Here is a 12,561-nt window from a genome sequence, read left to right on the forward strand (position 1 = left end):
ATGTTTTAAACAGAGACTTACTTTAGCACAGCATGCTGCAATCTAATGAGTCGCGCAGGCTTCATTATTGTTCTAATACAGTATCTAAGATTGTCTAGATAAAAAAATACCCTTTAATCGATAGATTAAAGGGTAGGTGTGACGACTTGATAAATTCTACGAGCTATGCTGTTATTTTTCTAGGATACAAGTCACACCTTGACCACCGGCGGCGCAGATAGAGATAAGTGCACGACCTGAACCTTTTTGATTTAGCAGCTTAGCAGCCGTAGCTAAGATACGACCGCCAGTTGCAGCAAATGGATGACCTGCGGCAAGTGATGAGCCGTTGACGTTTAATTTGCTACGATCGATAGAGCCTAGTGGCGCATCAAGACCTAGACGTTCTTCACAGAACTTCTCATCTTCCCACGCAGCTAGCGTTGACAAGACTTGTGACGCAAAAGCTTCATGGATTTCATAAAAATCGAAATCTTGTAGCGTCAAGCCAGCACGCTCAAGCATACGCGGTACGGCATAAGCAGGTGCCATCAATAGACCTTCTGTATCACCAGATTTGCCGATAAAATCAACCGCCGCTGTTTCTTGATGAGTAATATAAGCCAATGGTTTTAGACCATGTGCGGCAGCCCACTCGTCAGTACCTAATAAGATACAAGAGGCGCCATCTGTTAATGGCGTAGAGTTAGCAGCGGTCATGGTTGGCTTGGCATTCTTTTTGCCAAAGACAGGTTTGAGTTTAGCAAGTTTTTCTAAAGTGGTATCTGGGCGCAAGTTGTTATCGCGAGTCAGACCTTTATATGGCGTGATTAAATCATCAAAGAAACCTTCGTCATAAGCGCGTGCTAGGTTTTGATGGCTATTAAAAGCAAGCTCATCTTGCGCTTCACGGCTGATGTTCCATTCAAGGGTGGTGATCGCTTGATGATCGCCCATAGATAAACCGGTACGTGGCTCGCCATTTTGCGGCGTATCAAGTAAGTCTTTTGGATTTAAATCCATGAGTGCTTTTAAGCGTTGTTTATTGTCTTTAGCTGCGCCCAATTTAATCAATACTTTACGTAAGCCATCACCAACAGCGATAGGCGCATCAGAGGTCGTATCAACCCCGCCCGTAATGGCTGAATCGATGATGCCAAGGGCGATTTTATTGGCAGAAGCAAAGGTCGCCTGCAAGCCAGTACCGCAGGCTTGAGAGATATCATAGGTTGGGGTATGTGGGTTAAGCGCCGTATTTAATGTCGCTTCACGAGTAAGATTGATGTCGCGGCTCAGTTTCATGACCGCACCTGCAACCACTTCACCGATTTTTTCGTCTTGTAAGTTAAAACGCTCAACCAAACCATCTAACGCAGCCGTTAGCATGTCAGTGTTACTAACATCAGCATACGCACCATTTGAGCGAGCAAATGGAATACGGTTGCCACCTAAGATAGCCACACGGTTCTGACCTGAGCTAAGCTTTACTGTATTGGCTTTACTTGCCACACTGTTTGCTTTTTTGGTAGGAGCTGTATCAGGCTTTTTAGCCGTCTCTTTTTTATCGTTGTTATGGCTCGTGGCACTTTCTTTAGAGGCGTTATCCTCTTTTGTAGCAGCAGTGACACTGTCTTTTACTGAAGATTCTTTCTTAGCGCTATCAGCTTTTGGTTCTGCTGCTTTTGTGTCGGTTTTTTTAGCATCAGTGGCGTCTGATTTTACAGCAGTCTCGCTGCTTTTTGTATCACTGGCTTTTACCACAGAGGTTTCAACAACAGGGCTATCTGGGTGATTGTTTTTGTTACTCATAATATTATCCTTAAAAAATATGGGTAGAAGTAGGAAAGGGAAGTCATTAAATAATAACAGTCTTTTTTCTGAACGTACTTGAATGCGTATTACCATTTATTGCGCTATATATTACACATTATTGCCATACAGCATAAGACGTTTTTTATAACCTTACTGTATCTCTTTAGCAAACGATGTGACGCTTAACCTCGGATATGACAGTGTTTGCAAGGACAAATACAGGGTTTATAAACTGACTGGTATCGATTAAAAACATTGCATAATCGCAATTTTGATAATATATTGTTATCGATAAATGGGTTTGCTATAACTTATAGGTCTTATTTTAGCATATATTAAAATCCTTTAACGGCAGAAAAACAGACCCTCCTGTATACTGGCTTGTCTACATATTGCTATGGACATTAGTGGCTTTTGGACTTATTCCCTATGAATGTGTATAGTTAAGAGCGTTTTTAACCTATTTTATAAGCACATATTATTTATAAATGCTGATGTAAATGCCGCTTTGTACACGTACCTTTATGCTACAGGCACTTTAATAGCGTGCATTTCATCATAGATACATCTTATTCTTATTTACTATTATTTTACTCATCAATTAAAGGATTATATTATGTCAGACCGTTATGGTGATTTTGTTCAGTCGTCTATTGGTAAAAAGGTCGCAAAGAACCTAGGTTTACCAATGCCTGTAGATCTTGACCGCTTTGATAGTGGACAGCCTTTGGTACGTGGCAGCGTCCTAGTTGGACGTGCTAATGGTGGCGATAATGCAGTTAGTGCGTCAGTAGCGCGTATCTTGTCAGAGCTACATACGGAAGTGTTTGTAAACAGTGGTGATGCTGTAAAAGATATCCTAACGGAGACAGGCATTAAAGCCAAAGTCAATTCAGGTAGTGATGATAAGTTCAAAGTTTTATTATTTGATGCCAGTAATATCAGTAATGCTGAAGAACTCAAACAAGTATATGAGTTCTTTCATAGTGTGGCGCGCCGTGTCGAAAAATCAGGTCGAGTGATTGTCATCGGTCGTCCACCAGAAGCGTTGACGGATATCGAAGCGGCATTGGCTCAGCGTGCCCTTGAAGGTTTTGTGAAGTCTGTCGGTAAAGAGTTCAAGCGTGGTATTACCGCACAGCTTATCTATGTGGCAGAAGGTGCTGAACAAAACTTAGACTCAACGCTACGCTTTTTCACTTCAGCGCGTTCAGCCTATGTATCAGGACAGGTAGTACGTGTCAGTAACGGCGCTAATGTCGATGTCGATTGGAACCAGCCATTGGGCGGCAAAACCATGCTCGTCACTGGTGCAAGCCGCGGTATTGGTGAGGCAATCGCCCGTGTATTGGCTCGTGAAGGCACCCATGTGATCTGTTTAGATGTACCGCAGCAGCAAGCTGACTTGCAAAAAGTAGCAAGTGAAATCAGTGGCTCGGCTTTGACAGTAGATATCACTAGCGATGACGCTGGTAAAGAAATCGCAGAAGCGGCGCAAAAACGAGGTGGTTTGGATGCCGTGATTCATAATGCTGGTATTACCCGTGATAAAACACTGGCAAATATGGATGAGAAGCAGTGGGATATGGTGCTCAATATTAACTTGGGTAGTATCGCCAAGTTAAACCGTTATTTACTAGATAACGATGTATTAAAAAATGATGCGCGTATCGTCTGTGTGTCTTCAATCTCAGGTATCGCTGGTAACTTGGGTCAAACCAACTATGCGACCTCAAAAGCTGGGGTCATTGGCTTGGTCAATGCAACTGCCAAACAGTTAGAAGACAATGCCAAGGGCATGACCATTAATGCGGTTGCGCCTGGATTTATCGAAACGCAAATGACTGAAGCGATTCCATTTGCTATCCGTGAAGCAGGTCGCCGTATGAACTCGATGAGCCAAGGTGGCTTGCCAGTTGACGTTGCAGAAACCATCGCTTGGTTTGCATCACCTGCCTCTGGTGGTCTAAATGGTAACGTCGTCCGCGTTTGTGGTCAAAGCTTATTGGGTGCATAATTGCCCTGCTATTGGCTAAAAATACAAATAAGAGTGATGGCTGCGTGAGCTATAAAGCTGGTCGTTCATAGTCTTGATTCAACAAGGTATTAAAATTAGCTCACATATGCTTACGAAAAATTGCTGATAAATTGTAATAAAGCTGCCCAAGGGTGGCTTTTTTATGATAAAAACACAGTAATAATAAGTTAAAGAACGTTGCGTCTGTTTTATGCGCTTACCCTATATGTTAACTCATCCATTCATAGTATATTTACTATCACCAAAAAACTGCTCAAGCCCTACTTAGGATCTATTATGTCAGACAAACATTATGACGCGTTGCCAAAAGCCCATACTACCTATGCCAATATTGTCAAAAGCCTGTTGCCTATCGGTAACAGTGGTAAAGTCAGCCGCGATGAGTTGCCACAAGCGACTTATTATGTAGATGACTTGCATATTGACCAAAGTAATCTTGATGACTATCGTAAGATTTGTGGTTTTGTAGACAATGGTCATGTGCCAATCACCTACTTTTCGGTACTGTCACAAGCGTTACAGATGAATATGATGGTCAAAGAGCCATTTCCGTTTGCTATGCTAGGGCTAGTACATGTCGATAACAGCGTGACCCAGTACCGTGCTATTGAGCAGAATGAAACGGTTGCCATGGCAGTAAAGTTTGATAATTTGCGTGACCATGCCCAAGGTCAGCAGTTTGATTTTGTCACCACAGTAACATCAGCAGACGAAATCCTTTGGGAAGGCACATCTACCTATCTATCACGCAGTAAAAAACCTGCCAGTAGTAAGGATAAAAAGAGCGCACCTCGTCCAGTAACGACTAAGCCTGCGGTCAACGAAGAGGGCGTGCACAGTATTTTTGAAGTACCAGAGGATATCGGTCGCCGTTATGCCTTTGTCTCTGGGGATTTTAACCTGATTCATTTGCATCCATTGTCTGCGCGTGCCTTTGGTTTCCCAAAAGCTATTGCCCATGGTATGTGGTCAAAAGCAAAATGTTTGGCGATGATGGGCGAGCTGCCCGATGCTTGCACAGTTGAGGTATCATTTAAGCTGCCTATTTTCTTACCATCTGAAGTAGAGCTTATCGCTGAACCATTGACTCAGTTAGCAGACAAAGCAGATACTTGTCAGTTTGGCTTGTTTAGTGCTAAAAATGACAAGCCGCATCTTGCCGGTGTGATTACACAAGATACAGATAAATAATCTCTTATTTCTATATTAATACCATTGCTAACGAATACATGTATCCTTATGACTTTACATAAAAATGCGACAAGCACGGCTCCTTCTGATAATCTAGCGGCGGCAACAAACTCTGTTGATCATGCTCAAAATACAGATGTTAAGGCGAATGTCAGTACAGACATCAGTACAGATAACAATGCTGAAAGCGCTACCGATAATGGCATCAATCTTGCCACCATATTTGAGCCATATTTTCGTCCTGATGAGAATACCATTGTATGCGGGGCGCTTGATGAGGATAAAGTGGCAGCGTTGGCTGCAGCTGCGGTTGAGGTAGTGATTAACTTGCAAGCTGATGATGAGCTAAGCTTCGATGAAAAAGCTGCTGTTGAGAGTGCCGGTATGGATTATGAGCAGCTACCCATTAGTGGCGCTAATGATTTGAAACAGCTAAAGATGCTGGCATTTGATAACATACTACGTCAGCATCATGGTAAAAAAATCGCCATGCATTGCGGCTCTGGCAATCGTGTTGGTGCTGCCATTGCTTTGCGGGCTGGTTGGTTACGCGGACGTAAAATGGATACGGCTATGGAGCGCGGGCGTAGTCATGGTTTGACTAAACTTGCAGAAGAGGTTCATAATCGATTGTTAGTGCCGCGTTAACTCCTATCAATCTAATAAAAAAGGCGACCAAAGAGTTGCCTTTTTTATTGCTAACCATTTAAAGTTGGCTTTCAACTGACATAATATTTGCGGTCTTATGGACACCCGTTAGGCTACAGACGAATAGCACAATTTATTATGTTTGATATAAATAATTTCACACCTATAAAACCAAGTAGAGCACAGATGATAAATAATAAAGAATATAACTCTCAAATCACTCATCAAAATCACAGCCAAGATAATGACAATCATCTTCAATCTCGCCTGCAGCAGTTGCTAAAAGATTTGCAGCTTGATGATGCGCCAGCTGGTGGGGCACTGGTGGTCTATCAGGCTGGAAAATGTATCGCGCAAGCAAGTGTGGGACTGGCGCGTGCGGATTTGGCATGGGGTACAGATACATTATCTTTGAACTTCTCAACTGGAAAGGGTATCTTGGCAACACTGGTTCATGTGTTGGTTTCACAAAAAAAACTGGATTATGACCTACCGATTGCTCATTACTGGCCGGCATTCGCGGCTCACAATAAAGATAACATCACTTTACGAAGCGTGATGTCACATCAAGCCGATCTATTCTCGATTCAAAGTATCGATATCGATAATCAAAACGTCCTTGATTGGAATATGATGCTAGAAAAAATTGCCGCAATGCCCGTGACTGCCCCCGAGCAAGCTGATTTATATGACAGTGCGTACAGCGCTTTGGTTTATGGTTGGGTATTGGGCGGTGTGATAGAAGCGGTTACTGATATGACGCTAGCTGAGGCGCTGCGTTATTATCTAACGGAGCCATTAGGTATTGCGGATAGTTGTTATTTTGGGGTGCCAGACAATCAAATCGACAAAGTGGCGCGATTGGTCAAAAATTTTCACTCAGCAGAAGATACAATCGAGAACGTACAAGAAAATGCCCAACCGCAGCCACGCTCTCGCCGTCATAAACCTGTTTTAAAACCAGATTCAGTAGATACGTTGCAGACTTATCGTCATTTACCAAGCTACGGCTGCTGGCAACAACAAGCTGCCAATCAATCTGTAAGCCAATTAAAAGCAGCCGATAATAATAATGCAGCAGCTGAAACATTGCCAGCATTGGATACAGCACAAATCAATCGTTTGTACTTTGATAACAGTCAGCTGAATCTTAAAAATTATAAAGCAGCCTTGCTACTCGCGAGCAAAGAGCCGATCGACTATTATCATCCGCAGACCTTGCAAGCCTCTATTCCTGCTGCTAATGGCGTTGCATCAGCCCAGGCATTGGCAACGATTTATGCGATGCTTGCCAGTGGGGGCGTGTGGCAAGGAAAGACGCTTATTGATGAGGCAACTTTTAAACAGCTATCAACGCCGCAGGTCACTGGTATGGATGCGGTGATGCCAGCTCATATGGATTGGCGCCTGGGGTATCATCGCCGTTTTAGTATATGTCAAAATAATCGTATTGATATAACTGCCGATACTACACCAGATGATATGCCACAAGCTTTTGGTCATATGGGCTATAACGGCTCAGTTGCGTGGTGCGATCCTGAGCGGCAGCTATCGTTTGCCTTTATTCATAACTTTGATGTGACTATGCTCAATGATATCCGCCAGTTTGCGCTGACCGAAGCAGTATTAAGTCTGATTGATGCTGAGCGTTAATCAGACTTAATGCTTTGTGAGCGTTAGCTGTTAATGAGAAAAAGGCTATTTAGCCTATTATTTTGGCCTATTATTGCACTTGCTTTGGCGTCATTTTAAGCAGCTGCTTTGCCGTTAAACCGTGGATAAAAATAGAGGCTAAAATCACAATGGAGCATACTATCCAAAGCTTTAGGGCGTCTTCATCATTAAAAAACCCTTGGTTAAGCGCATAGGACAAATAATATAATGTCCCAATGCCGCGGATACCCAAGGCTGATATGGCGTATTTTTCAGTACGGGGTAAATTGAGTCCTGATAAAGCAATAAAGCCGCCAAGCGGACGAATCAGCAATAAGAAAGTAAAGCTGACAATATAGACACGCCATGTCAGCTCAACGCCTGCTTGCAAACCTTGACCTAAGAACATACCAAAGATGACCAGCACCAGTGACATCAGTAAGCCTTCTGATTGCTCGGCGAAATCATGCAATTTGTGATGGTAGCTGTGCTCACATTCTGAGCGCCTAAAGGCAAATGCTGCCACAAACACGGCGATAAAGCCGTAGCTATCGACGTACTCTGCTAAACCATATGCCACTAAAGTTAGGGCAATGACGACATAGCCTTGGGACATCGTTGTCTCACGGCTATATTGTGAGAACACCAGCTTTGCCATCAATTTGCCAACAAGGATACCGACCACTAAGCCTGCGCCAATCTTCCAAAGTACATCATGGGTAAACCAAGACCACAGCATCTCTCCCGTAAAACGCTCGCCTTCGCTATAGGCTTCTGCGATTTTAATCGCAAGATATACAAAAGGGAATGCCAGACCATCATTTAGCCCTGCCTCTGATGTTAATGTAAAGCGTGGTGTATCTTCGCCTCCGGTATTGGGCGGTCCAACTTGAATGCTAGAAGCCAGTACAGGATCTGTCGGGGCTAGAACAGCACCCAATAAAATCGCAGCACCTACTGTCATACCAAAGGCATAATAACCTAAGACTGCCATCGCAAAAATACCGATGGGCATGGTAATCAAAAGTAAGCGCATCGTTGGACGCCATAAGCGCCAAGATAGATCGGTATCAATCTTGATACCCGCACCGACCAAAGATACCAGCACCACGATTTCAGTCAGTTTTTCGATAATGACCCCATTATCGATAGGGTTTAAAAAGGTCAAACTTGTCCAAAAATAGCCCATCAGTAGACCGAAGCTTAGTTGCAGCATCGGCAAGGAGATAGGTGTGCGTTTAAAGATAATAGGAAATAACGCACCGAATACGAAGGCAATGCCGCAAACCAATAAGAATAAGTTGTAATTTTCAATCATGAGGTTGGTGCACGCTGTTATGTTTCATTTAAAGTTTAAAAAGTCACATTCAATAGCTGTTTATAATGACGGTAAAAACATTTAAATATCGCAAAAAATCGTTATCAGATGGTGTTTAAATAGACAGATACGTTGTTTTTTGGTGAAAAAAAAGCCTGCATTGCGCAGGCTTCATATCACTGGAAAACGTTAGGTTAAGTGTGACGTTTAACGCTCAACTTGACTGACATCGCGTACAGCGCCAGTATCAGCACTGGTGGTCATGGCGGCATAGGCACGTAGAGCAGGGGTCACAAACCGCTCACGGCTCACAGGTTTCCACGCTTTACTGCCGCGGCTTTCCATCTCCTCACGGCGAGCAGCTAGCTCTGCATCACTTACCTGCATATTGATGGTACGGTTTGGGATATCGATATGGATAGTATCACCCTCCATCACTAAACCAATCGCACCGCCTTCAGCGGCTTCAGGGCTGGCATGACCGATCGACAAGCCGGATGTACCACCAGAGAATCGACCATCTGTAAGTAGCGCACACTCTTTACCTAGGCCTTTAGACTTTAGGTAGGTGGTTGGATACAGCATCTCTTGCATACCCGGTCCGCCTTTTGGACCTTCATAGCGGATGATAACCACATCGCCTGCGACGATTTGATCATCAAGTACCGCTGCTACCGCGTCATCTTGTGATTCAAATATGCGCGCACGTCCAGTGAAAACCAAAATGCTGTCATCAACGCCAGCCGTTTTGACCACGCAGCCCCGCTCAGCAATATTGCCATATAGTACTGCTAAGCCGCCGTCAGCTGAATAGGCATTCTGGGCACTACGGATACAGCCGGATTCTCGGTTGACGTCCAGATTTGACCATTCTTTTGATTGTGAGAAGGCCTCAGTAGTACGTACGCCACCAGGGGCTGCGATAAAGCGTGCACGCGCTTCAAGATTGTCAGGATTCATAATATCCCATTTATCGATGGCTTCTTTCATCGTGGCACTATGAATGGTTGGCAAGTCAGTATGCAGCAAACCAGCACGATCAAGCTCGGCTAATAGTGCAAAGACACCGCCCGCACGATGCACATCTTCCATATGATATTTTTGTGACGCAGGAGCAACTTTCGATAGGCAAGGCACGCCGCGACTTAGACGGTCGATATCATGCATTTTAAAGTCAACTTCGGCTTCATTAGCGGCAGCTAGTAGATGCAAAATCGTATTGGTTGAGCCGCCCATCGCAATATCTAGGGTCATGGCATTTTCAAAGGCTGCCTTGGTGGCGATAGAGCGCGGTAGTACCGAATCATCATCTTGCTCATAGCGACGTTTGGCCAATGACACAATCGTACGACCTGCTTCTAAGAATAGCTCGCGGCGCAGTGAATGGGTTGCTAATAACGAGCCATTACCCGGTAAAGCCAATCCTAAAGCTTCGGTCAAGCAGTTCATTGAGTTGGCAGTAAACATACCAGAGCACGAACCACAAGTAGGGCATGCTGAGGCTTCAATCGCGGCAACATCTTCATCACTAATGCTATCATCAGCAGCATCCATCATCGCATCAACAAGGTCAAGCTTGCGAATGGCATTGCCTTTACTATCAGTGCTATGGACATCGCTACCACCGTCATTATTATGACTGTGTGCAACCGTGCTGGCAATAATTTTACCCGCCTCCATTGGGCCACCTGAAATAAAGACCACTGGGATATTGAGGCGCATGGCTGCCATGAGCATACCTGGGGTGATTTTATCGCAGTTAGAAATACAGACTAGCGCATCGGCACAGTGGGCATTGACCATGTATTCAACAGAATCTGCAATCAAATCGCGACTCGGTAATGAGTACAGCATACCGCTATGGCCCATAGCAATACCATCATCGACAGCAATGGTATTAAACTCTTTTGCAACGCCGCCCGCTTTTTCAATCTCACGAGCAACCATTTGGCCCAAATCTTTTAGATGCACATGACCCGGTACAAACTGAGTAAAGGAGTTGGCAATGGCGATAATCGGTTTGCCAAAGTCGCTATCAGTCATACCTGTAGCACGCCATAGGGCACGAGCGCCTGCCATATTACGACCGCCAGTAGAAGTTTTTGAGCGATAATCCATGTGATATTTCCTTACAAATGAGCGAGATTTATTAATGTGTGCAGACACCGCTGCGATATTGATAGTGTGCTTTTTATGCAGGGTGAGTACTAGTGAATAATACTAAGGCGTTACCATACCATTAGATATGGGTAACTGAAAACAATTAACCCATCATGTTTAAGACTTGAAAGTCAATCATTTATGCAAGCCACTCCAAAATAGCGGTTTCAAACCAAGGAAGTTCAGACTTGTCGGCTTCAAGCTTGGCAATGACCACCAAAGCGTGAGTTGCTGGCAAGTGTTGATATTCAGTATGGGATTCTATCACCAGCGGTAGCGGTTTATGGGTTTCTGTATCGATGCTTTGTTCATCTACACTAATCAGCGCCTGTTTGTCGTTTTTATACAGTACATCAATACGACCAAAAAACTGCCAATCTTTAAAAGCGGCAAAGATAGCGTCCTCTTTATTTTGGGTATAAATCTGCTGCGTCTCTTTGCCAGTATTGGTCCAGTGCAAGCGCACAGCGAGTTGTAATGCTTCACTAAACACCACCAATGAGCCAATCACTTTGACATGCCATGGATTGGGTATGAGTGCTTCGTCAATACCCATAAGTTTAGCAGCATCATGAACACTCATTGGGGTGTTGAACTGTGCCAGTAGCTTTGGGGTCAAGGGGTATGTCTGCTTAACAGCATCGTCCAAACTGTCATAATGGTATAAAAACGGCAGCGGTAAATCTTGCGTTACTGTGTTTTTGCTAACCTTACAGTTATGAATACGCCAGCTGATGGTCTTGTCAGTCAATGCATGCGCTAAGATAATAGCATTGGGGTCAATGACTGGCAGATTATTCACCTCAAGCGCTTGCTCGCCTGCCTCATGGTTTAGGCTAGCGTCTATAGCAGACTGTGTATCAGTGTCAGTATTATGAGATAATTGAGTTGGCAAGGCAGTCAAATCCATTATGATAGGGTCGTTAATAGAGTAGATTAATATAACATTTATCGCGTATGAGCTGCCAATAAATTAATCAAAACGAGAGCGCTAGGTCGGTTTATGAAGATCAATCAGTGATTATCCGGCACTTGTACTTAAGCCAAATTTCGTCCACTATATTTCATGATACAAGCAACCCCATAATACTGAAATTTATTTAATAATAAGCGTTTAAGGAATCAAACAATGAGCCACGCCAATCAGCAAACCTCTTATGACGACAATAATATCTTTGCCAAAATGCTAACTGGTGACATTCCATATCATAAGGTTTATGAAGATGACAAAACTCTCGCCTTTATGGATATCATGCCACAAGCAAAGGGACATGTTTTGGTCATTCCTAAGCAAAAAGCGGTGGATTTGGCTGAGCTTGAGCCTGAATACGCTGCAGCGGTATTGATGACGGCTAAAAAGGTGATGCAAGCCCAGCGTCAGGTATTTAAGCGTGAAGGCATTATCCAAATGCAGCTAAACGGCGCAGAAGCGGGGCAGACAGTATTTCACTATCATGTGCACCTGATCCCATCGAGTATCCATGAGCTTGGTCGCCATGCAGTGACGCAAGCGGATCATGAGGAGCTTGCTGCAATGGCTAAGCAACTAGCAGCAGTGATCGAAGGTTAATCTTGCAAATAAGCGTTACTTTATAGTGGGTCAACTCTATTTATGAAATGGTAAAAAGGCAGCTAACAAGCTGCCTTTTTTATTGCTTGGTAATAGTCATGTAATAATCGTTAAAGTAGTGTTACAAAATCAGCGATTATCTAGGATTTTGGCAAGGACTGTGATAAATATCATGGTTATCCAACTCTATCT

9 protein-coding genes are annotated in these 12,561 nt (G+C 43.8%); 5 read left to right on the top strand and 4 right to left on the bottom strand.

Annotation, left to right across the window (positions count from 1 at the left end):
- Window positions 1–171 precede the first annotated feature (171 nt).
- Complete coding sequence (locus tag ABYU67_RS03975) at window positions 172–1,788, bottom strand: acetyl-CoA C-acetyltransferase (RefSeq protein WP_372843713.1); 1,617 nt, start codon at window positions 1,786–1,788, stop codon at window positions 172–174.
- A gap of 619 nt (window positions 1,789–2,407) precedes the next feature.
- On the opposite strand from ABYU67_RS03975, the gene ABYU67_RS03980 reads away from it, so the two are divergent.
- From ABYU67_RS03980 to ABYU67_RS03995, 4 genes are all read left to right on the top strand, one after another.
- Window positions 2,408–3,808 (top strand): 3-oxoacyl-ACP reductase, encoded by a 1,401-nt coding sequence (locus ABYU67_RS03980; RefSeq protein WP_372843714.1) that lies wholly within the window; start codon window positions 2,408–2,410, stop codon window positions 3,806–3,808.
- Window positions 3,809–4,105: 297 nt separating this feature from the next.
- Entirely contained in the window at window positions 4,106–5,020 is a 915-nt protein-coding gene (locus ABYU67_RS03985) for a MaoC family dehydratase (protein ID WP_372843715.1), read from the top strand.
- A 48-nt stretch (window positions 5,021–5,068) separates the two neighbouring features.
- A complete protein-coding gene (locus tag ABYU67_RS03990; protein ID WP_372843716.1) occupies window positions 5,069–5,668 on the top strand; it encodes a serine/threonine protein phosphatase in 600 nt (199 codons plus the stop codon).
- A 186-nt stretch (window positions 5,669–5,854) separates the two neighbouring features.
- Window positions 5,855–7,321 (top strand): serine hydrolase domain-containing protein, encoded by a 1,467-nt coding sequence (locus ABYU67_RS03995; RefSeq protein ID WP_372843717.1) that lies wholly within the window; start codon window positions 5,855–5,857, stop codon window positions 7,319–7,321.
- A gap of 70 nt (window positions 7,322–7,391) precedes the next feature.
- Here ABYU67_RS03995 and ABYU67_RS04000 read toward each other — a convergent pair whose 3' ends face one another.
- From ABYU67_RS04000 to ABYU67_RS04010, 3 genes are all read right to left on the bottom strand, one after another.
- A complete protein-coding gene (locus ABYU67_RS04000) occupies window positions 7,392–8,639 on the bottom strand; it encodes a cation:proton antiporter (RefSeq protein ID WP_372843718.1) in 1,248 nt (415 codons plus the stop codon).
- A 207-nt stretch (window positions 8,640–8,846) separates the two neighbouring features.
- A complete protein-coding gene (gene ilvD, locus ABYU67_RS04005) occupies window positions 8,847–10,757 on the bottom strand; it encodes a dihydroxy-acid dehydratase (protein WP_372843719.1) in 1,911 nt (636 codons plus the stop codon).
- A 181-nt stretch (window positions 10,758–10,938) separates the two neighbouring features.
- Window positions 10,939–11,694 carry a hypothetical protein gene (locus ABYU67_RS04010; protein ID WP_372843720.1) on the bottom strand — a complete coding sequence of 252 codons (756 nt, stop codon included), beginning with the start codon at window positions 11,692–11,694 and terminating at the stop codon, window positions 10,939–10,941.
- A 234-nt stretch (window positions 11,695–11,928) separates the two neighbouring features.
- Between ABYU67_RS04010 and ABYU67_RS04015 the strand changes: the two genes are divergently transcribed.
- Entirely contained in the window at window positions 11,929–12,369 is a 441-nt protein-coding gene (locus ABYU67_RS04015) for an HIT family protein (protein WP_372843721.1), read from the top strand.
- Window positions 12,370–12,561: the final 192 nt, after the last annotated feature.

It is taken from the genome of Psychrobacter sp., from assembly GCF_041554015.1.
In the GTDB taxonomy this organism is placed as follows: Bacteria; Pseudomonadota; Gammaproteobacteria; order Pseudomonadales; family Moraxellaceae; genus Psychrobacter.

Coding starts and splice junctions, on each gene's coding strand:
- ABYU67_RS04015 (WP_372843721.1), top strand. CDS start 11,929: ATGAGCCACGCCAATCAGCAAACCTCTTATGACGACAATAATATCTTT.
- ilvD (WP_372843719.1), bottom strand. CDS start 10,757: ATGGATTATCGCTCAAAAACTTCTACTGGCGGTCGTAATATGGCAGGC.
- ABYU67_RS03975 (WP_372843713.1), bottom strand. CDS start 1,788: ATGAGTAACAAAAACAATCACCCAGATAGCCCTGTTGTTGAAACCTCT.
- ABYU67_RS03985 (WP_372843715.1), top strand. CDS start 4,106: ATGTCAGACAAACATTATGACGCGTTGCCAAAAGCCCATACTACCTAT.
- ABYU67_RS03990 (WP_372843716.1), top strand. CDS start 5,069: ATGACTTTACATAAAAATGCGACAAGCACGGCTCCTTCTGATAATCTA.
- ABYU67_RS03980 (WP_372843714.1), top strand. CDS start 2,408: ATGTCAGACCGTTATGGTGATTTTGTTCAGTCGTCTATTGGTAAAAAG.
- ABYU67_RS03995 (WP_372843717.1), top strand. CDS start 5,855: ATGATAAATAATAAAGAATATAACTCTCAAATCACTCATCAAAATCAC.
- ABYU67_RS04000 (WP_372843718.1), bottom strand. CDS start 8,639: ATGATTGAAAATTACAACTTATTCTTATTGGTTTGCGGCATTGCCTTC.